At 37.7% G+C, this 20,524-nt stretch carries 19 protein-coding genes; 11 read left to right on the top strand and 8 right to left on the bottom strand.

What is annotated here, in order from left to right; all coding sequences use genetic code 11:
* The first annotated feature begins 57 nt into the window (after positions 1–57).
* A complete protein-coding gene (locus Q0874_RS05310; RefSeq protein WP_299160361.1) occupies positions 58–501 on the top strand; it encodes a DUF1569 domain-containing protein in 444 nt (147 codons plus the stop codon).
* A gap of 40 nt (positions 502–541) precedes the next feature.
* On the opposite strand, the gene murC is transcribed toward Q0874_RS05310, so the two are convergent.
* Complete coding sequence (gene murC / locus Q0874_RS05305; protein ID WP_299160358.1) at positions 542–1,903, bottom strand: Mur ligase family protein; 1,362 nt, start codon at positions 1,901–1,903, stop codon at positions 542–544.
* A 141-nt stretch (positions 1,904–2,044) separates the two neighbouring features.
* On the opposite strand from murC, the gene Q0874_RS05300 reads away from it, so the two are divergent.
* Together Q0874_RS05300 and Q0874_RS05295 are read left to right on the top strand one after the other, a co-directional pair.
* Positions 2,045–2,362 (top strand): cupin domain-containing protein, encoded by a 318-nt coding sequence (locus Q0874_RS05300; protein ID WP_299160356.1) that lies wholly within the window; start codon positions 2,045–2,047, stop codon positions 2,360–2,362.
* 46 nt (positions 2,363–2,408) lie between these two features.
* Positions 2,409–3,194: an SDR family oxidoreductase gene (locus Q0874_RS05295; RefSeq protein WP_299160352.1), complete on the top strand. Its 786-nt coding sequence runs from the start codon at positions 2,409–2,411 to the stop codon at positions 3,192–3,194.
* Between the two features lie 35 nt (positions 3,195–3,229).
* On the opposite strand, the gene Q0874_RS05290 is transcribed toward Q0874_RS05295, so the two are convergent.
* The 4 genes from Q0874_RS05290 to Q0874_RS05275 form a co-directional block, all read right to left on the bottom strand.
* Positions 3,230–4,111 (bottom strand): tetratricopeptide repeat protein, encoded by an 882-nt coding sequence (locus Q0874_RS05290; protein WP_299160348.1) that lies wholly within the window; start codon positions 4,109–4,111, stop codon positions 3,230–3,232.
* Positions 4,112–4,404: 293 nt separating this feature from the next.
* Positions 4,405–4,944, bottom strand: coding sequence for a DUF4136 domain-containing protein (locus tag Q0874_RS05285; RefSeq protein ID WP_299160344.1), 540 nt, complete (start codon positions 4,942–4,944; stop codon positions 4,405–4,407).
* A 56-nt stretch (positions 4,945–5,000) separates the two neighbouring features.
* On the bottom strand, positions 5,001–6,002 hold the full coding sequence (gene obgE / locus Q0874_RS05280; protein ID WP_299160340.1) for a GTPase ObgE: 1,002 nt from the start codon (positions 6,000–6,002) through the stop codon (positions 5,001–5,003).
* A 64-nt stretch (positions 6,003–6,066) separates the two neighbouring features.
* On the bottom strand, positions 6,067–7,185 hold the full coding sequence (locus Q0874_RS05275) for an adenylate kinase (RefSeq protein WP_299160334.1): 1,119 nt from the start codon (positions 7,183–7,185) through the stop codon (positions 6,067–6,069).
* A 136-nt stretch (positions 7,186–7,321) separates the two neighbouring features.
* Here Q0874_RS05275 and Q0874_RS05270 point away from each other — a divergent pair, with 136 nt between their 5' ends.
* The 3 genes from Q0874_RS05270 to Q0874_RS05260 all read left to right on the top strand — a co-directional run bounded on the left by Q0874_RS05270 (position 7,322) and on the right by Q0874_RS05260 (position 11,075).
* Positions 7,322–8,476, top strand: a complete 1,155-nt coding sequence (locus Q0874_RS05270) for a 5-(carboxyamino)imidazole ribonucleotide synthase (RefSeq protein WP_299160329.1) — start codon at positions 7,322–7,324, stop codon at positions 8,474–8,476.
* Between the two features lie 7 nt (positions 8,477–8,483).
* A complete protein-coding gene (purE, locus tag Q0874_RS05265) occupies positions 8,484–8,975 on the top strand; it encodes a 5-(carboxyamino)imidazole ribonucleotide mutase (protein ID WP_299160324.1) in 492 nt (163 codons plus the stop codon).
* 72 nt (positions 8,976–9,047) lie between these two features.
* Entirely contained in the window at positions 9,048–11,075 is a 2,028-nt protein-coding gene (locus Q0874_RS05260) for a M3 family metallopeptidase (RefSeq protein ID WP_299160315.1), read from the top strand.
* Between the two features lies 1 nt (position 11,076).
* On the opposite strand, the gene Q0874_RS05255 is transcribed toward Q0874_RS05260, so the two are convergent.
* Positions 11,077–11,364, bottom strand: coding sequence for a rhodanese-like domain-containing protein (locus Q0874_RS05255; protein ID WP_299160312.1), 288 nt, complete (start codon positions 11,362–11,364; stop codon positions 11,077–11,079).
* Positions 11,365–11,503: 139 nt separating this feature from the next.
* Here Q0874_RS05255 and Q0874_RS05250 point away from each other — a divergent pair, with 139 nt between their 5' ends.
* On the top strand, positions 11,504–12,064 hold the full coding sequence (locus Q0874_RS05250) for a sigma-70 family RNA polymerase sigma factor (protein ID WP_299160309.1): 561 nt from the start codon (positions 11,504–11,506) through the stop codon (positions 12,062–12,064).
* Between the two features lie 220 nt (positions 12,065–12,284).
* On the opposite strand, the gene Q0874_RS05240 is transcribed toward Q0874_RS05250, so the two are convergent.
* Positions 12,285–13,109, bottom strand: a complete 825-nt coding sequence (locus Q0874_RS05240; protein WP_299160305.1) for a hypothetical protein — start codon at positions 13,107–13,109, stop codon at positions 12,285–12,287.
* Between the two features lie 138 nt (positions 13,110–13,247).
* On the opposite strand from Q0874_RS05240, the gene gcvP reads away from it, so the two are divergent.
* The 4 genes from gcvP to Q0874_RS05220 all read left to right on the top strand — a co-directional run bounded on the left by gcvP (position 13,248) and on the right by Q0874_RS05220 (position 18,745).
* Positions 13,248–16,100, top strand: a complete 2,853-nt coding sequence (gcvP, locus tag Q0874_RS05235; RefSeq protein ID WP_299160302.1) for an aminomethyl-transferring glycine dehydrogenase — start codon at positions 13,248–13,250, stop codon at positions 16,098–16,100.
* Between the two features lie 157 nt (positions 16,101–16,257).
* Positions 16,258–17,316 (top strand): 3-oxoacyl-ACP synthase III family protein, encoded by a 1,059-nt coding sequence (locus tag Q0874_RS05230; RefSeq protein ID WP_299160299.1) that lies wholly within the window; start codon positions 16,258–16,260, stop codon positions 17,314–17,316.
* Between the two features lie 4 nt (positions 17,317–17,320).
* Positions 17,321–17,878, top strand: a complete 558-nt coding sequence (locus tag Q0874_RS05225) for a methyltransferase (protein WP_299160296.1) — start codon at positions 17,321–17,323, stop codon at positions 17,876–17,878.
* 15 nt (positions 17,879–17,893) lie between these two features.
* A complete protein-coding gene (locus Q0874_RS05220) occupies positions 17,894–18,745 on the top strand; it encodes a glycosyltransferase family 2 protein (RefSeq protein WP_299160293.1) in 852 nt (283 codons plus the stop codon).
* Here Q0874_RS05220 and pafA read toward each other — a convergent pair.
* Positions 18,737–20,419, bottom strand: coding sequence for an alkaline phosphatase PafA (pafA, locus tag Q0874_RS05215; protein WP_299160290.1), 1,683 nt, complete (start codon positions 20,417–20,419; stop codon positions 18,737–18,739). The two genes, Q0874_RS05220 and pafA, sit on opposite strands and share 9 nt — an antisense overlap.
* Positions 20,420–20,524 lie beyond the last annotated feature (105 nt).

The following is a 20,524-nucleotide window of genomic DNA, read 5'->3' as shown; positions in this document are numbered from 1 at the left end:
ATAATCAACAAAAAAAATTATTGTAAATTTCATTCATAAAATCCTAAATAAGAATTCATGAAATCAATTTTTGATGAATTTACATATAAAGAAGTTGTAGAGCGCTTTAATCAACTAAGTCCTGAATCAGAAGGTTCATGGGGTAAAATGAGCGTTGGTCAAATGCTATGGCATTGCCAAATATTCGTAAAAGCGGCAATTAAGAATAAAAAATATGACAAACGGGGAAATCCTATTATTCGCTGGTTTTTTAAAAAGTCTATGTACAGCGATAAACCCTGGCGAAAAAACTTACCGACCACCCCTTTTGCCAAGGCTAAAGAAGAAAAAGAATTTGAGGTGGAACATAAAAAATTGCTCGAACTAATTAATGAGTTATATGCCCTGCGCGATAGAACAGACTGGAATGCACATCCAATTTTTGGTGATTTCACCCCCGAGCAATGGGGAAAACTGGAATACAAGCATTTAGATCACCATCTCAGGCAATTTGGGGTCTAACAGACGTACTTAAAGGAGGTTGATAATTGAATAAACAGGCTTAGCTAGTTTTAATGATGCTTACGACCTCATTCAAATCCAGGCCACCATAGTTTCCGGAGCTCATGAATAATAGGATACTATTCGTAACATCCTGTTGAAAAAGAAATTCTTTAAAAGCAGCACTATTGGTAAAAATATTAATGTCTTGCTGCTGAAATGCCTGCGCTATCTGATCTTTTGTTATTTCCTCTAAACCCTTTATTTTGACTGATTCAGGAATATAAAATACCGCAGATACATCCGCTTCTTTTAAAGCCCCTCTATATTCCTTTAAAAATTCGGCATTTAAACTGCTATAGGTATGTAGTTCTAAACAAGCAATCAGTTTTCGATCCGGGAATTGTTCTTTTACCGCCTTTGTGGTTGCTGCCACTTTACTCGGGGAATGAGCATAATCTTTGAAGATTATAGTATTATCCCTTTCGCCTATCTTTTCGAGCCGCTTTGAAGCACCTTTAAATGAAGTGATGGCCTCATAAAAATCCTCCTCATCAATCCCCATGTTCTGACAAATCCACTTTGCCCCTGCCAGGTTATTTAAATTATGCCGGCCAAAAATCTCGAGGGGCATTGGGCCTTCCCCGGTATTTAAAAAAGTCTTTCCGTGTTCAACAAAAAAATCTGGGGTAGAATAGGGAAGTTTCCGTATGGAATTTGCAGAGGCTTCAACGATACTTTTAACATTTACATCTTCCTCATTATAGGTAATGCTCCCCCCTTTAACTATGCTATCCACAAAAATCCGAAATTGCTCCAGATAATTTTCGAAAGTGGGGAAAACGTTGACATGGTCCCAGGCTATGCCACTTAGCAGGGCAATATTGGGCCTGTACAAATGAAACTTTGGCCGCCTGTCTATAGGTGAGGAAAGATACTCATCCCCTTCTAAAACTATAAAATCGTTTTCCTCGGTAAGATGCACCATGCGGTCAAATCCTTCCAATTGAGCACCAACCATATAATCTACCTCCTTCCCATGATAATTCATTACATGAAGGATCATCGAAGTAATGGTAGTCTTGCCATGACTTCCTCCAATTACAACACGTGTTTTATGTTTAGATTGTTCATAGAGAAATTCCGGATATGAGTAGATTTTTAGTTCTAGCTGTTTGGCTTTTAACAATTCAGGATTGTCCGCCTTGGCATGCATTCCAAGGATAACAGCATCCAAAGAAGCATCTATTTTATCGGGAAACCATCCAAACTCAGAAGGGAGGATTCCTTGTTTTGCCAATCTGCTTTTAGAGGGTTCAAAAATTACATCATCACTGCCGGTAACAATATATCCTTTCTGATACAGGGCCAGGGCCAGGTTATGCATGGCACTTCCCCCAATAGCAATAAAATGTATGCGCATTTACAACAAAATTAGATGCTAAAGATAGGAATTGAAAAGAGCATCTCAAACCTTCTTTAAACATGTTATTATTTTTATCTTCGTAAAGGAATCGAAGCAGCTTCCTAAGCCAGTTGTTGAAAATATTTGGTCCAGACAATTATGACTATAAAACTCTCAGAAGTTACATTTCAGGAAATTATGCCTGGTTATCATGGTAAAATGATACATACAAAAAATATGACTCTCGCCTATTGGGATGTGGAAGAGGGTGCCTCAGTACCGGAGCATTCTCATAAAAATGAACAAATAATGCAAGTCTTAGAAGGTACTTTTGAGTTTACAGTCAATGGACTTACCAAACTCTACAAACCGGATGATCTTGTGGTTATACCTCCCTTTGCCCCGCATAGCGGTAAGGCTTTAACACCATGTAAGTTAATGGATATCTTTAGCCCGGTTAGGGAGGAATACATATAAATATTTAAATAACATTCAGGTTTAAAGATTTTCAAAAAGTAGTTTTATGCAGATTTCTTTACAGGGTAAAAGAGCTTTAATTGGTGGCAGCAGCCGTGGCATAGGTAAAGCAATTGCCGAGCAGTTGGCGGAAAGTGGTGCCAGTGTTACGCTTATGGCCAGAAGTGAAGATCAATTAAAATCTATTGTAAGAGGGCTTACGCATAATGAAGGCCCTCCTCATAACTATCTGGTTGTAGATTTTACGGATTTTGATAGTTACCAAAAAAAAATCTCTGAATATTTTGAAAATCATAAGATAGACATCCTGGTAAATAATACGCAGGGACCCTCTTCCGGCAGTGCTTTAGAGAAGAATATTTCTGATTATCAGGAGGCCTTTGATCTGCTGTTTAAATCTGTTGTATATACTACTCAACTGGCTTTAAAACACATGATGGAAAATAAATGGGGGCGTATAATTAACGTGGCCTCTATATCTGTAAAGGAACCATTGGGTTATTTGGCGCTTTCAAACACTATCCGGGCCGCAGTGGTTACATGGGCAAAATCATTAGCCAATGAGGTTGCTTCAGATAAAATTACGGTAAACAATATTTTAACGGGCTATTTTGACACGGAGCGGATCACAGATTTGAATAAAAAGAAAGCGGAACAAATGGGGATCCCTGTAGATAAAGTCCGCAAGGCTATGGAAGATCAGGTACCTATGAAACGCATAGGAGATCCCAATGAATATGGATATTTGGTAGCTTTTCTGGCTTCGGAAAAAGCATCATATATAACAGGAACAAATATTCCTATAGATGGGGGTTTATTAAAATCACTTTAAAATACAGCCCTATTCATTATATTAAAGCAAAAGATTTATCCTTTTAAGGCAAGAATTATTTGTTTTTCTTCCTGTGCTCTTTTAAAACCAGTTCGTTTTTCAAGGGCCTTATTTATCCAAGATAAAGAATTCTGTTTGTTCCCTTTTTTCCGGTACAAACGTGCCATTCGAAAATAAGCCCACTCCAAAGGAACGCCATCTTTAATGGAATGGTTCTCAATATATCTGGTCATAAATTCAATTCCTGTATCCAATTGAATGCCATAATCACTGCACACCTTACCTAGCTGATAATTTAATTGATTTCTTTCAAATTCCTTATCCTCTTTTACCAAAGCCAACGCTTCAAGATAACTTGTCTTGGCCTTAGCTGGTTCATCGTCATATTCATAGACATAACCAAGGGCCAAATAGCTGTCGATAGGTGAAATCTTTTTGAGTTCTTGCGCCAATTCATAAGCCTTGTTATAGCTTCCGCCTACTATTCCGGGCAATGACACATAAAGATCTATCATAGCCCAGTGCGCTCCAATATGATATGGGTCTAGAGCAAGGGTTTTATTAAAGCTCGATTTTATACGCGCTAAAAGAGTAAGTCCAACAAAGAGATTACTACTTTGTGCTTTTTTCGCTAAAACACCACCATACTTAAAAAAGTAGGCAGGGTTATCCGTAACTAAGATGGTAAGTTCTTTATAAATCTCGATAGCCTTGTCCCATTCTTCCTGATATGCATAAGTTTCACCCAGCTTATCCAATAGAACAGGATTAGAATACAGGTTGGGCTGTTGTAACAATAATTCAGTGGCGCGCTTATATTTCCCGGCACCTATTGAATAGGTTATTTCAGCGGGAACTATTTGCGCATCTAAACCAATAGAATACATAAAAATGAAAAGGAATATGAAGGGTCTCACATTATTTATTTTTACTCAGCTATTATGTCGTAAACAAATTTGAATCCTTAAAAAATTATGCGAGATTGAGGTAAATTGGTAGCTCCAATGTCGCTGTGACTACCTAAGGTATAGTGCCTGCACTTTTACTAATTCTTTTAAATCCGGCCGTTATTTATAGCTAAAAAGATAAATCGCACCGTTGTTTCAGACATACCATTTGACAGAGTACTGTTAGGACAGAAGTTTTTCATATACTCATACGATCCTTAAAAATATAGAATAGTATGTGTGCTTAAACAAGGAAGTTTATGCTATTTTTTTTTGGCCTTTTTTATGACCGGGGGATACTTTGAAAATACTTTGGCGACTATTTCATAAAGCTTCTTTTCCCTGGTACTCGGTGAACTATTCTCATTAAAATTACTGAGACTTATTGCTTGCCAAAACAAGGCATCCTTTTGGCTATCCACCAGATCAAAAATTAGCTCTCGTTCCAGATTAGAGCCCCCTAATGGAACTCCTAAAGATACACCTCCTCCTACATTACCACTTGTACCGCCTATTCCAACCCCTACTGTACTATTATTAGAAGTTATAAAAGATTTGCTTTGAATATTGATATAAAAATCCGGTTCTTCGGATAACAAAATTCCACGCAATTGCATAGTTGAATCAATCGCATTAAAAAGTCGCTTTGAATCCAAATCACTTAGGCCGGTCTCCATTTCAGGATAATAATTATAAGTGCTGTAATTGGTAAAATCTACAGATTTGTCAAAATCATAGTTTACCCTTACCGTACTGCAGGAAATAGCGCATAGAACAACCAACAAGATCCAAATATTTCTCATAGGCGATTTTATATAAAAATAAAGAAAAAAAACAGGGAAGTTTAAAATTGCATCGTTTAATCGTTTAACAGCTCCCAAAGCTTATCTTTTAGGTCATTAAGACCCATTTCTGATACCGAGGAGATGAAAATATAAGGGGTCTCTTTCAAATCTTTATCCAATTCAATTTTCATTTCCGCAATCAACTCATCATCCAGCATATCTGACTTGGAGATGGCTACCAATCTGTTTTTATCCAAAAGTTCAGGATTGTACCTTTTTAGTTCATTTAAAAGAATTTCATACTCTTTGCTGATATCTTTGCTATCTGCAGGTATCAAAAACAGCAGGATGGAATTACGTTCAATATGTCTTAGAAAATAATGTCCTAATCCTTTACCTTCGGCAGCACCCTCTATTATACCCGGAATATCTGCCATTACGAAACTCCTGAAATCCCGGTATTTGACAATTCCCAAGTTAGGTTTTAGTGTTGTAAATTCATAATCGGCTATTTTAGGTTTTGCGGATGTTACTACCGACAGCAGTGTAGATTTTCCCGCATTGGGAAATCCAACCAGCCCTACGTCTGCCAAAACTTTAAGTTCAAGGGTAAATTGTTTTTCTTGCCCGGGAATCCCAGGTTGTGCATACCTGGGGGTTTGGTTTGTAGCTGTTCTGAAGTGCCAATTCCCAAGACCTCCTTTACCTCCTTCAGCCGCAATTTTTTCTTCTCCGTGTGCTGTAATCTCAAATAGCACTTCATTGGTTTCCAAATCGCGCACAACCGTTCCTAAAGGTACGTCCAAATATACATCCTCTCCATCAGCACCCGTACTTCTGTTTTTACTTCCATGTTCACCATGCCCGGCCTTATAGTGCCGTTTAAATTTGAACCCAATAAGTGTCCAAAGGTTTTCATTGCCACGAATAATGATATGACCACCTCTACCACCATCACCTCCATCGGGCCCGCCTTTGGTTATAAATTTTTCCCTGTGCAAATGCATGGATCCTTTACCCCCATTACCTGAGGTAACATACATCTTTACATAGTCCACAAAATTCCCTTCGGTCATCGGTCAAGATTCATTTTAAAATAAAAAAAGCAGCAGTATAATCTGGTCTATATTCGTGTTCAGATCACCCTTCGACCTGTAGTGCCTGTATTACACTACTAAGGCGCTCTGTAATCTCTTCTATAGCTCCAATACCGTTTACACTATAGAATTTATCCTGAGATTGATAATACTCTTTAAGAGGAGCTGTTTTTTGATTGTATTCTTCAAAGCGATTTCTAATCTTATCCTCGTCCTGATCGTCAGTTCTGCCGCTTATTTTACCCCTTTCCAATAAGCGTTGTATAAGCTCTTCATCATTGGCATCTAGGGCAATAGTTGCGTCAATTTGCATTTCCTTTGAATCCATCAAATTATCCAGTGCTTTTGCCTGGGCCACGGTTCTGGGAAAACCGTCAAAAATAAATCCGTTAGCTTCTGGATGTTTTTCTACTTCATCCCTTAACATCTTAATAGTAACCTCATCTGGAACAAGATCGCCCTTATCCATATAGGTTTGTGCTAATTTACCCAGCTCGGTATTGTTCTTAATATTATATCTAAAAACATCTCCGGTAGAAATATGCATTAAATTATATTGATCCTTCAAAAAAGCAGCTTGTGTTCCCTTACCTGCTCCAGGTTTTCCAAAAAGTACAAGATTAATCATATGGTTTTGGTTTAGTTGGTATACATCTCTTAAATTTCTTCCCTGTTCTTTATAATCTAACCCATAACCCACAATAAACTTATCAGGAATATCTATTCCAATGTAGTCAATAGGGTATTCTCCGTTGTAAATTTCATGTTTATAAAACAGGCTTGCGATTTTAAACTCCTTGACATTGGTCTTTGAAAATAAATGGACTAATTCCTGAAGGGTCCTCCCGGTGTCAATAATGTCCTCCACAATAACCACACTTCTCCCCTGTAAATTTTCGGGAAGATCTAAAAGTGTTTCTACAATCCCTGTAGATATCAGCCCCCTGTATGAAGCTAATTTTACAAATGAAACCTCACATGGATAGGGATAATACTTCAATAAATCGGAAATAAACATAAAGGCCCCGTTAAGAACCCCCACAAATATGGGCACCTCATCTTTATAGTCCCTGGCAATTTCAGCGGCAATTCTTTTAATTGCAAGTTGTATTTCTTCTTCCTTAAGAAATGGCTTAAACAATTTGTCATGCAGCTTTATCAATGGTATAGGTTTTATAGGATGGCAAAGATAGCATTTTGCTTTCTCTTTTTTAGGCTTAGGGCGGCAGATTCTAACATTTAGATGTATTTTTGTAGCCAGTCAAAATAATCTTATTCACCTGAGAAAGTATAAGTTCATGAATTTCTTTTCTTCTGATTTTAAGCTGGGCATTCTTGGAGGAGGTCAGTTGGGCAAAATGCTCCTGTACGAAACAAGGAAGTTTGACATTTATACCAAAGTACTTGATCCATCACCTGAGGCACCGTGCAAAATTGCATGTAACGAATTTGTCCAGGGCAGCCTGATGGATTTCGATGTAGTTTACAATTTTGGAAAAGACGTAGATTTACTTACTATTGAAATTGAAAATGTAAATTTAGATGCCCTTGAAAAGTTGGAAGGAATAGGTAAAACGGTTTATCCTTCTACAAGGGTCCTTCGCACGATTCAAAATAAAGCCAAACAGAAGTTATTCTATATTGACAATCAAATTCCTACGGCACCTTTTTCCAGATTTGCATATACAAGTGAAATAAAGGATAGTGTTGCTCATGGAGGTATTGCATTTCCTTTTGTATGGAAAAGTGCCCAATTTGGATATGACGGGCAAGGGGTAAAAATTGTGCGTTCCTTAAATGATCTTGAAAACCTTCCTAATGTAGAATGTATTGCTGAGGATCTTATTCCATTTAAAAATGAACTGGCCGTTATAGTATCAAGAAATGTCCAGGGTGAAGTAATCGATTATCCGGTAGTGGAAATGGAGTTTCATCCGGAAGCCAATCAGGTTGAATATGTTTTATGCCCGGCTAGAATTGACCATAAAGTTGCTCTTAAAGCAAGGAAGATTGCTTTAATGCTGTCTGAAAAATTACAGCATGTAGGCCTTCTGGCAGTTGAAATGTTTCAAACCTCAGAGGATGAAATTTTAGTCAATGAGGTAGCTCCCAGACCCCATAATAGCGGTCATTACAGTATAGAGGCCAGCTATACAAATCAATTTGAACAGCACCTTAGAGCCATTCTGGGATTTCCTCTGGGAAGTTCAGAAAGTAAATTGGCCGGGGTTATGGTTAATTTGGTTGGTGAAGAAAAGTATACCGGAAAAGTCGTTTATCAAAATATTGAAGAGGTTTTTAAACTTAGCGGCGTTACACCTCATATTTACGGTAAAAAGGAAACACGACCGTTTAGGAAAATGGGACATGTAACTATTATACATGACGATATAAATGAGGCTCGTAAAATAGCCGAAAAAGTAAAAAAAACGATTAGAGTAATAAGCAAATAATAAAAATATGAGCAAAGTAGCAGTAATTATGGGTAGCTTAAGTGACCTGCCCATTATGCAGGAAGCCGTTGATATTTTAAAGGGATTTGATATTGAAGTTGAAGTTGATATTGTATCTGCCCACAGAACGCCGGATAAATTATATGAATTTAGCAAACAAGCTCATAAAAATGGATATTCGGTTATCATAGCAGGTGCCGGTGGAGCTGCCCACTTACCTGGAATGGTAGCTTCACTTTCTCCTCTGCCGGTAATAGGGGTTCCGGTTAAAAGCCGTAACTCCATTGATGGCTGGGATTCGGTTTTGTCTATTTTACAGATGCCCGGGGGCGTTCCGGTGGCTACCGTTGCTCTTAATGGCGCAAAAAATGCAGGTATACTTGCAGCCCAAATCATAGGCAGCAGTGATCAGTGTGTACTGGATAAAATTCTTTTATACAAAGAAGGTCTAAAGGACAAAGTAATTAAAGGTGCTCAGGAAATAAATAAACCTAAATAGGAAATTTAAGCCTTTTTGTCCTCTGCAGATTAAAACCTCTTCATAAATAAAGTAATAAACATCGGTCTATATATGAATCCTTTATTAACCCCATTTGATACCGCACCCTTTTCTCGTATTAAAAATGAACATTTTATGCCGGCTTTTAATCAGGCCATCGAAAATGCTCGTAAAGAAGTTGATAAGATTACCAATTCTGAAGAAGAACCCACCTTTGAGAATACTATTGAGGCTTTGGAATTCACAGGGCAACATTTGGAACGTATTGCCAGTCTGTTTTTTAACCTGAATTCTGCAGAAACAAATGACACTATCCAGAAGATTGCCCAGGAAGTATCTCCTTTGCTGTCCGAGTTTAATAATGACATTACCCTAAATGAAAAATTATTCAGAAGAGTAAAAAAAGTCTTTGAGAATAAAGACAAATACCCGCTTACAGCAGAACAATACACCTTGCTTGATAAAAAGTATAAAAATTTTAGCAGAAATGGCGCAAACCTCAATGAAGAAGAAAAGAAACGCCTTCGGGAAATTGATGCAGCACTTGCAACTCTAAAATTAAAATTTGGCGAAAACCTTTTAAAAGAGACAAATAAATATGAAATGCACCTCACAAACGAAGATGACCTTGACGGGCTTCCGGAAAGTGCAAAAGATGCTGCGGCGCAGTTAGCAAAAAATAAAGGCAAAAAAGGATGGCTTATTACTTTGGATTATCCAAGCTATATTCCATTTATGAAATATGCACGCAACAGGGAACTCAGAAAAGAGTTGTCAATGGCATTTGGGAGCAAAGGGTTCCACAACGATGAACTTGACAATCAGGCTAATGTTCTCCAAATTGCCAATCTTCGACATGAAAGAGCCAATTTATTAGGCTATAAAAGCCACGCGAATTTCATTTTAGAAGAGCGAATGGCAGAGACCCCGGAAAAAGTATACGAATTTTTAAAGGAATTGTTGATTAAGGCAAAGCCAGCAGCTAAACAGGAATTCAAAGAACTATCAGAGTTTGCAAAAGCACTGGATGGCATTGAGCAGCTACAGTCCTGGGATGGATCTTTTTACTCTGAAAAATTAAAGCAAAAACGCTTTAACCTTGACGATGAAAAACTGAAACCATACTTTAAGCTGGAAAATGTTATTCAAGGAGTATTTATGATAACCAAAAGACTATACGGATTGTCATTTGAAGAAGTATTTGATGTAGACAAGTATCATCCCGAAGTTAAAACTTATAAAATTTATGATAGTGACAATAAATTTGTATCCCTCTTCTATGCCGATTTTCATCCAAGGGAAGGGAAGCGTGCTGGTGCCTGGATGACTTCATTTAAGCCACAATTCATATTGAATAACAAAAATGAAAGACCTCAGATTTCCATCGTTTGCAATTTTACCAAACCAACGGAAAATAAACCGTCCCTTTTAACTTTTAATGAAGTTACTACGCTCTTTCATGAATTCGGACATGCACTGCACGGCATTCTTGCCAATACGATCTATCCAAGCTTATCGGGTACTTCCGTATACTGGGATTTTGTTGAGTTACCCAGTCAGATATTGGAAAATTGGTGTTATGAAAAAGAAGCTTTGGAAGTATTTGCAAGGCACTATGAGACAGAAGAACCTATTCCTATGTCATTCGTTGAAAGCATAAAGAAATCTGCAACATTTCAGGAGGGAATGGCCACGATGCGCCAATTGAGTTTTGGTTTCCTGGATATGTCCTGGCATGCATCTGATCCCTCCGGTATCTCAGATGTGAAGCAACATGAAGTTAAAGCTTTCGAAGATACTTTACTTTACCCTAATAACCCGGAGACGTGCATGAGTGTATCTTTCGCCCACATTTTTCAGGGTGGTTATTCCGCAGGCTATTACAGCTATAAATGGGCCGAAGTATTGGATGCCGACGCGTTTGATTATTTTAAAGAAAAAGGACTTTTCAACAGAGAGGTAGCTGAAAAATTTAGAGCTGACATTCTTTCCAAAGGAGGAACTGAAAAGCCAATGGTCCTTTATAAGCGCTTTAGGGGCAGAGAGCCTGAAATTGAAGCTCTTTTAGAGCGTGCCGGATTAATAAAAAAGACGGCTTAGGTTATTTGTTTTCTTCCAATGCATCATAGCCGCCCAACAAGTCTATTACATCTTTATACCCGGATGAGTTGAGCATTTCGGCGGCACTCGCACTGCGTCCCCCTTTTTTACAGTAGACATAAATGGTTTTTCCCTTTTCTATGGCCTTGAATTCATCCATAAAATTCTCATCATACCAATTAATATTGATTGCATTATCAAGATGCCCCTCTGCATACTCTTCCGGGGTACGAACATCAACTAGTACGGCATTTTCAACATCTTCCGGTGTCAATTCTGTGATTGACATGGACTTAGTTTGAGTGCAGCTTATTTGAGTAAATAACAAAAGAATGAGATAGCCGATATTTTTCATAATTGGGTGTATTACACTTTAAATTAATATTTTCATTAAAATTAATTTATTTTTGGGTTCCACAAGTATCAAAATGACAGAAAATTATTTAAATCCTACTTCATGGGTAGACAATTACGCTGACTATCTCTTCAACTATGCCGTGGCGCGGGTGAGCGATGCAGAGATCGCTAAGGATTTGGTACAGGAAACATTCCTGGCCGGTTTAAAATCGGCTAAAAATTTTCAGGGAGCCGCAACGGAACGCACCTGGCTTATTGCTATTTTAAAACGAAAGGTCATAGATTATTATAGAAAAATTAATTCGAAAAAAGGTAAGGCCGAAGTACGAATTAATTATAGCAGTCAAAGTGATTCAGCGGGAGATTGGCTGGAAGAAAATGTGGCAGATCCCTTTAGTACACTTGAAAATGATGCTATAGAAAATGAAGAATTGGGACTAGCCATACAGGAATGTATTTCTAAGCTACCAAAAAAGCAATCTGCCGTATTTGTCATGAAAACTATCCGAGGATTAAGCACGGAAGATATCTGTAATGAACTTGGTATAAATCCGTCTAACCTTTGGGTAATGGTACACAGAGCGAGAACGAATCTTATGGGTTGCCTGAGTGAAAATTGGTTTAAATTATGATTAGTTGCGAGAAAGCAAGTACAATTTGCAATAAAAAACAATACAAAGAAGCGACACTTCTTGAACAAATCAAGTTAGGTTTTCACCTTTTATACTGTAAAACCTGCGCTGCATTTTCCAGGAAGAACAAAAAACTAACTATACTTTGTGATAAAGCCAATTTGCATAACCTTTCTGATCTGGAAAAGGAAAAAATGAAAGAAAAGCTTGAACATAATATCTAAAGATAATTTTCCAGGACTATTAGGATCCCCAACCAACATATCGGAATGCTTTCTACAAAAAAAGAGGCAAAATATTTTGATTGATTTCTGCGCGTCATAAGCAGCATAATTATTAAAATCAAAAAGAGTATTGTCTTTCCAATAATTTCTAACCGACTTAAATCGTCCTTAAGAAATGTTATCAAATAGAAAATAAGAGACAAGAAAAGACCAAGATTTTTGGTTTGAGATACTCCGATGCGCTGCGGTATTGTCTTAAGATTCAATTCATCATATTCAAGATCCCTTATCTCAAATGGAATTAACAATATGAGAATTAAAATAAACTGTTGGAGTATTAGAAGTCCAATATCCCATGAAAAAGAAATAGTCGAAGATATTACAGGAATTACGACCGTAGTGCCTGTCCAAACCAACGCCACCAGCAATACTTTTAAGATGCCCGAATTCCTTAAATTCTTGTGCTTTGAAGAAACCGGCAAGGCATACAATCCTACAAGTAGGGCCAATACAAAACAAATGAACCATACCGCATAACTCAAAAAAAAGAAATGATACCCCGCAAGCGTCAAAAATATAAAACTGAAAATTTGTATTTGCCTGTGATAGCTATTCTTTACCAGAATATATTTTTTGGCTTCAACCCCGTATTTAATAAAATTATAACTCGGTATAGTTCCAAAAAAAACGAAAAGAATTAGATGCTGCCCGGGTATAATGTTTAAGTACAGGTTTGTGATCAATACCAGGCTTATTACCGCAAGCGCCACATGAATACTGGCATCCAGATAAAAATTAAAAATACGGTTCAACCACCCCATTAAACAAAAATAGCCAAACTGTTCATAACGTATCTTTTTAGTTAAAAACTTTAGGCCACTGCGCTTTGAAATAGATTATTTTACAAGAATTAATCCCTAATTTTGTTCACTATTATTTTAGCTATAAAATCCGGAATTATGACGACAGACCTGTTTGCTTCAAGACATATAGGTATACGAAAAGAAGATCTGCCCAAAATGCTTGAAACCATTGGCGTAGAAAGTATAGACCAGCTTATAAATGAAACTATTCCCAGTGAAATAAGACTTAAAAAACCTTTAGACCTCAATAGGGAAATGAGTGAACATGAATTCCTGTCACATATTAATTCCCTTTCTCTAAAAAACAAGGTATACAAAACTTATATCGGTCTGGGATATAACGAATGTATTACCCCATCTGTTATTAAAAGGAATATTCTTGAAAACCCAGGATGGTATACAGCTTATACGCCATATCAGGCAGAAATTGCACAAGGGCGCTTGGAAGCCTTATTAAACTTCCAAACCATGATATGCGATCTTACCGGGATGGAGCTATCCAATGCTTCGCTTTTAGATGAAAGTACTGCAGCTGCCGAAGCGATGACCATGCTTTTTGATTTGAGGACCAGGGAACAAAAGAAAAATGAGGTGGTTAAATTTTTTGTTTCTAATGAAGTATTCCCGCAGACCCTCTCACTATTGCAAACCAGATCAAAACCCCTTGGAATTGAATTGGTAACCGGAGATCATGAAACATTCGAGTTTAGTGAGAGTTTTTACGGCGCTTTGTTGCAATACCCCGGGAAATATGGCCAGGTAAATGATTATAAAAGTTTTGTTCAAAAAGCCAGGGATAAAGAGATAAAAGTTGCTGTAGCGGCAGATATACTCAGTTTGGTTTTATTAACCCCGCCTGGTGAAATTGGAGTAGATGTAGTTGTTGGAACCACGCAACGATTTGGAATCCCTTTGGGCTATGGGGGCCCACATGCTGCTTTTTTTGCCACCAGGGAAGCTTATAAAAGAAATATCCCTGGAAGAATCATAGGGCTTACCAGAGATACAGACGGCAATCAGGCTTTGCGCATGGCTTTACAGACAAGAGAACAGCATATTAAAAGAGATAAAGCCACATCTAACATTTGTACAGCCCAGGTTTTACTTGCAGTGATGGCAGGGGCTTATGCGGTTTATCACGGGCCAAAAGGATTAAAATACATTGCAAATAAAGTCCATCATAATGCAAAACTTTTAGGTCAGTTACTTGAACAACAAGGACTTAAACAATTGAACACCGCCTTTTTCGACACCATCAGGGTGCGGGTCCCTGATGCCAAGTCCTTAAAATTGATAGCGGAAAAAAATGGTATTAATTTTAATTATATTGATAATAATACCGTTTCCATATCGGTCAATGAGGTAACGAGCAAAGACGATATTAAACTAATTTACAATTGCTTTAGTGAATTCACTGGATCCAAAGAAATTAATTCTTTTGATGAGAAAACAAAGGATGTTATTCCAAATTCGTTAACACGCAACACCCCCTTCCTGGAAAACGAGGTCTTCAATTCACATCATTCAGAGACGGAATTAATGCGTTATCTTAAAAAATTAGAACGGAAGGACCTGGCACTAAATCATTCTATGATCTCACTGGGTTCTTGCACTATGAAATTGAATGCTGCAAGTCAAATGCTTCCTTTGAGTATGCCTGCATGGGGAAACATTCATCCATTTGTCCCGGTTGAGCAGGCAGAGGGTTACCAAATAATCCTCCGGGATTTAGAAAACGATTTAACTGAAATAACGGGTTTCGCGGGTACTTCTCTGCAACCCAATTCCGGCGCACAAGGCGAGTATGCGGGATTAATGACCATAAGAGCATATCATGAATCCAGAGGCGAAACTCATAGAAATATTTGTATAATCCCGGCTTCGGCACATGGGACTAATCCGGCTTCGGCGGTAATGGCCGGAATGAAGGTTGTTGTAACTAAAACAGATGATCGGGGAAATATAGATATGGTTGACCTTGAGGAGAAAGTAGAAATGCATTCAGAAAATTTGGCTGCATTAATGATTACCTATCCTTCAACACATGGAGTTTTTGAATCCTCCATTAAAAAAATAACACAGCTTATTCACGACCATGGGGGACAGGTTTATATGGATGGTGCCAATATGAATGCTCAGGTAGGATTAACAAATCCAGCAACTATTGGAGCTGATGTTTGCCATCTCAACCTACACAAAACTTTTGCCATCCCACATGGAGGCGGAGGACCCGGAGTAGGGCCTATTTGTGTTGCCGCGCAATTGGTTCCTTTCCTCCCTGGCAATCCGGTAATAAAAACTGGTGGTGAAAAAGCCATTACGGCAATTTCAGGGGCTCCCTGGGGCAGTTCATTGGTTTGTTTAATTTCTTATGGTTATATAAAGATGCTTGGAGAAGCCGGCTTAACCGAATCTACAAAGATTGCTATTCTTAATGCAAACTATATAAAGAACAGGTTGAGTGGAAAATTCGATGTTCTTTACACCGGGGAACAAGGGCGGGCAGCACATGAAATGATAATAGACTGCAGACCATTTAAACAAAACGGAATAGAGGTTGCTGATATCGCCAAACGATTGATGGACTATGGTTTTCATGCTCCAACAGTATCTTTTCCTGTAGCCGGAACCCTTATGATAGAACCTACGGAAAGTGAAAATCTTGATGAATTAGATCGATTTTGTGATGCTATGATATCAATCCGGGCAGAAATTGATCAGGCCTCTGCAAATGATACAAACAATCTATTAAAAAATGCACCACATACGTTGCATATGGTGACCAATGATTCATGGGATTTCCCATATTCAAGACAAGAAGCAGCATTTCCACTGCCCTTTGTTAATGAAAATAAATTTTGGCCCAGCGTTCGAAGAGTTGATGATGCTTATGGAGATCGTAATTTAATATGTACCTGTGCTCCAATTGAAGCATATATGGAAGCCTAGTTTTGCCAATAATCAGGGATTTTAAAGGCTACATAAAAGCTTAAGAATTAATTTCATATTGTTTGTTTGTTCTGAACATCGTAATTAAGTACTATGCGCGCATAGTAGAACACTATTTTTTAGTAGTTTGGCAAAAACTTATACAACTCCATTAAACATGAGTATTGGAATTAGCGGAACAGGTTGTTATATACCGTCTATCACTACTCAAAATAAAGATTTTGAGCACCACAATTTTCTTACCAGTGAAGGCATTCCTTTTGATTATACAAACGAGGTTATTATCGAAAAATTTAAGGCAATAACCGGTATTGCTGAAAGGCGCTATGCCAAAAAAGAACTGAATACTTCAGATTTGGGATTCTTTGCAGCCCGTGATGCTATTGAAGATGCCGGAATTGATGCGGAAGAACTGGATTATATCATTTTTGCACATAATTTTGGAGACGTAAGCTATGGGCAATCCCAGAGTGACACCGTACCCAGTTTAGCTACAAGAGTAAAGCATCTCCTAAAAATTAAAAATCCCAAATGTGTTGCATATGATATGCTATTTGGTTGTCCGGGCTGGATTGAAGGAGTAATTCAGGCAAATGCTTTTATCAAAAGTGGAATAGCAAAAAAATGTCTCGTAATTGGAGCGGAAACACTTTCCAGGGTAATTGATCAGCACGATCGGGATTCCATGATTTATTCAGATGGAGCGGGAGCATGTATTATTGAAGACTCGGAAGATTCCGGTGAGATCCTTGCACATACTTCCGCTACATATACCAATGAAGAAGCCTTTTATCTATTTTTTGGCGAATCGCATAATAAAGCTTGTACCAGCAAAACTCAATATATTAAAATGTATGGGCGTAAAATTTATGAATTTGCGCTAAATCATGTTCCAAATGCCATGAGGAATTCTTTGGAAAAAAGCGGAATACCCATTGAAAATGTAAAAAAAATATTTATTCATCAGGCCAATGAAAAAATGGACGAGGCGATCGTCAAACGATTTTACAAGTCTTATAATTTGGAAATGCCTGAAGGAGTTATGCCAATGAATATTCATGAAATGGGAAATAGTTCCGTGGCAACCGTTCCAACCTTGTTTCATATGGTTAAAACCGGAAAAATAGAAAATCAGCAAATAGAAAAAGGAGATGTTGTTATCTTTGCCAGTGTTGGCGCAGGCATGAATATCAACGCCATAGTTCATAGATGCTGAAAATATGTATGAAAAAACTTTTCCTGGAAAAAGGTATAAGAATACACTTGCCTTTCTTCAAAAACACATAACTACTCAGGAAGCCATATTAGATTTAGGGGTTACTAACCCATTTTCTGAAATAATGAAGCAGCATGGCTATAAGGTGGAAAATACAAACGGTGAAGACCTGGATTTGGATTTTAACTTCGTACAGAATTCGAATGCCAATGTAGTTACAGCATTCGAAATCTTTGAACACCTGTTAGCGCCTTACAATATTTTGAGAGCAATTAAGGCAGATAAAATTATAGCCAGTGTCCCATTGCGCCTTTGGTTTGCCCCAGCGTACAGGAGTAAAACTGACCCCTGGGACAGACACTATCATGAATTTGAGGCCTGGCAGTTTAATTGGTTGCTTGAAAAAGCCGGTTGGGAGATAAAAGACACATTTAGCTGGACTAATCCTGTAAAGAAATTAGGAATTAGACCTTTATTACGCACTTTTACTCCTCGTTATTATATTGTTTATGCCGAGCGAAAAAGCCTACCCGAAAGCACTGGAAATATTGCGCCGAAATAATTATAACTTACTATTGTGAATTATTATATTGTAATCTGTGCACATAATGAAGAATCATACATAGCTGACACACTCAATGCTGTTCTATCGCAAACCATTCAACCAAAGAGAGTTTTGGTTGTCAATGATAATTCTACAGACAAAACCGAGATTATTATAGATGAATTTGTCTCCCGAAACAACCATATTATAAAAGTTAACAGATCCTCTTCTACCCTTCATATGCCCGGGGCTAAAGTTGTGGAAGCTTTTAATGAAGGATTTGCACTGTTAGACGACCAATACGATTTTATTGTAAAACTGGACGCTGACATTATACTCCCGGAAAACTACTTTGAAAAAATATCTGAACTAATAATTTCAGATCCAAGAGCCGGGATATTAGGTGGATTTGCTTATGAACAAGATACCAAAGGAGTGTGGAAACTAAATCACCCAATGAACAAAGATCATGTTCGGGGTGCTTTTAAAAGCTATACCAAAGAGTGTTTTAATGCAATAGGTGGCTTAAAAAATTCCATAGGCTGGGATACTGTTGATGAACTTTTGGCACAGTACAATGATTTTAAGGTGATTACAGATGATTCCTTAAAAATAAAGCATTTGCGACCTCTGGGAGCATCCTACAACAAACAGGCGCGTTATCTGCAAGGTGAAGCTATGTATCGGATGCGTTATGGTTATTGGATTAGTTTGATTGCCTCACTAAAGATTGCTTTAAAAAGAAAAAAGACGATATTATTTATAGATACCATAAAAGGGTATAACAAAGCCAAAAAAAAGAATCTTCCCTTTTTGGTTTCCAAAAAAGAAGGCGAATTTATTCGTAAACTAAGGTGGCAAAATATTTTTAATAAATTATTCTAATACCTGTGTAATAGGCTTACCAGTAGTCCCGTTAGGAAATGCAATCCCTAATAAAGTAGCTATGGTAGGTGCAATATCCGGGATTTCTGTTCTAAGAGCCGTTGATCCCGGTATAATTCCTTTTCCATAAAAAAGAAGTGGTGTATGGGTATCATAAATCTGAGCAGATCCGTGTGTGGATCCCGTTTTACTATAATCAATAATTCCAGGTTTAGGCACCACTAAAATATCACCAGAGCGTTTCATATTGTATCCGTTTTGAATAATGTATGGAATTCCGGTGGTGTACTCATTATTTCGCATTTGATAGGCGGTGTATACCTTTTCAAAGGTATTGTACGATAGTAATTCATTGGCCAATGTCTCCTGGACTTCCTTTGGATTTAGGTCTAAATTTTGAATAATCTTATGGTCAAGAAAAAGCTGGTTGTTAGAATAATTTTTAATTAACGCTGTGGAACCATACTTATATTTGATAAATTCTCCCAATTCTGATTGTATTTCAGCCCTATTAATATATCCCGATGGTATTCTTTGATCTTTCAAATAGGCCGGAACATTAATTGCCCCATGATCCGCAGTAAGAAAAACGGTATATTCCCCGGCTCCCACTTTGGAATCCAAATACTTTAATAGTCGTTCCAAATCACGGTCTAAACGTATGTAAGTATCCTGTATTTCTTTCGAATTTACACCAAACCAATGTCCTACATAATCTGTACTTGAAAAACTAATAGCCAAAAAGTCTGTTATATTGTCTGTACCCAGCTGCTCCCCTTTGATTGCATCTATTGCAAAATCAGTAGTAATACTGTTTCCAAAAGGTGTAACCTTTAGCAGTTCATATTTACTATTCTTATCCCATAAACCGGGAAGGTCATGTGGAAAAGTAGGAGTGCTTTCTCCTGTGTACAAACCCTCATAAGTATTATTATCAGGACCGCTTTCCTCATAAGAAGTAATATCCTCAATAGTATTCCAGGGCTTCTTATATTTCTCTACTACCTTAGAAGAATTAAAATCTACGACCCACTTAGGTAAGTTCTGCATATAATAGTTACTACTGATCCATTTCCCTTCTCCTCCACCGAGGAACCAGTAAGCGGCATTTGCCGTATGACCACCGGGAAGTACAGCGCCTCTGTCTTTCAGCGCAATGGCAACAACTTTACCTTTCATTTGTGTGTGCAGGCGCAATTGATCCGTAATAGTAGTAACGGTCATCCTATGTGGCGACATCTTTCCTGCAGCTGTAGTGGCTCCAACTGTCTCGTAAGAATCGTCGGCTGCACAATAGACCGGTTTATCAGTTTCTTTATCATACCAGTTATTTCCAATAATTCCATGTATTGACGGAGTAGCACCTGTGTACACAGATGCGTGTCCCGGGCCGGTACTGGTAGGTGCATAATTAAAGTGGTTGTTTTTACAATTAAAACCCTCATTAACCAGGCGTTTAAACCCATCATCGCCATAATGGTTCCAAAAACGTGTCAGGTAGTCATAACGCATTTGATCCACGACAATACCCACAATTAATTTCGGAGTGGTTTTTAGGGGAGCAGAATCTTCTATTTTAGCAGATTCTTTAGCTCTTCTTTGACTTGTTACTACTGAAGAATTTAAAAAGAACCCAATTAATAAAATCGAGGTGAAATAGCTTTTGAAAAACATTATATATAAATTCTGGTTTTAAAAATCCCTAAATTAAGTTTTAAAATTTTAAATGAAGGTTAAATGAAGCCTAATATTACTATTTTTACAGCTAGACGTATCGCA

It is taken from the genome of uncultured Eudoraea sp. (assembly GCF_947490415.1).
Taxonomy (GTDB): Bacteria; Bacteroidota; Bacteroidia; order Flavobacteriales; family Flavobacteriaceae; genus Eudoraea.
The sequence above is the reverse complement of the archived record's forward strand: the minus strand, read 5'-3'. Positions and strand labels throughout refer to the sequence as shown.

Coding starts and splice junctions, on each gene's coding strand:
- pafA (WP_299160290.1), bottom strand. CDS start 20,419: ATGTTTTTCAAAAGCTATTTCACCTCGATTTTATTAATTGGGTTCTTT.
- obgE (WP_299160340.1), bottom strand. CDS start 6,002: ATGACCGAAGGGAATTTTGTGGACTATGTAAAGATGTATGTTACCTCA.
- Q0874_RS05225 (WP_299160296.1), top strand. CDS start 17,321: ATGTATGAAAAAACTTTTCCTGGAAAAAGGTATAAGAATACACTTGCC.
- purE (WP_299160324.1), top strand. CDS start 8,484: ATGAGCAAAGTAGCAGTAATTATGGGTAGCTTAAGTGACCTGCCCATT.
- Q0874_RS05300 (WP_299160356.1), top strand. CDS start 2,045: ATGACTATAAAACTCTCAGAAGTTACATTTCAGGAAATTATGCCTGGT.
- Q0874_RS05250 (WP_299160309.1), top strand. CDS start 11,504: ATGACAGAAAATTATTTAAATCCTACTTCATGGGTAGACAATTACGCT.
- Q0874_RS05285 (WP_299160344.1), bottom strand. CDS start 4,944: ATGAGAAATATTTGGATCTTGTTGGTTGTTCTATGCGCTATTTCCTGC.
- Q0874_RS05230 (WP_299160299.1), top strand. CDS start 16,258: ATGAGTATTGGAATTAGCGGAACAGGTTGTTATATACCGTCTATCACT.
- gcvP (WP_299160302.1), top strand. CDS start 13,248: ATGACGACAGACCTGTTTGCTTCAAGACATATAGGTATACGAAAAGAA.
- Q0874_RS05270 (WP_299160329.1), top strand. CDS start 7,322: ATGAATTTCTTTTCTTCTGATTTTAAGCTGGGCATTCTTGGAGGAGGT.
- murC (WP_299160358.1), bottom strand. CDS start 1,903: ATGCGCATACATTTTATTGCTATTGGGGGAAGTGCCATGCATAACCTG.
- Q0874_RS05310 (WP_299160361.1), top strand. CDS start 58: ATGAAATCAATTTTTGATGAATTTACATATAAAGAAGTTGTAGAGCGC.
- Q0874_RS05260 (WP_299160315.1), top strand. CDS start 9,048: ATGAATCCTTTATTAACCCCATTTGATACCGCACCCTTTTCTCGTATT.
- Q0874_RS05240 (WP_299160305.1), bottom strand. CDS start 13,109: ATGGGGTGGTTGAACCGTATTTTTAATTTTTATCTGGATGCCAGTATT.
- Q0874_RS05255 (WP_299160312.1), bottom strand. CDS start 11,364: ATGTCAATCACAGAATTGACACCGGAAGATGTTGAAAATGCCGTACTA.
- Q0874_RS05295 (WP_299160352.1), top strand. CDS start 2,409: ATGCAGATTTCTTTACAGGGTAAAAGAGCTTTAATTGGTGGCAGCAGC.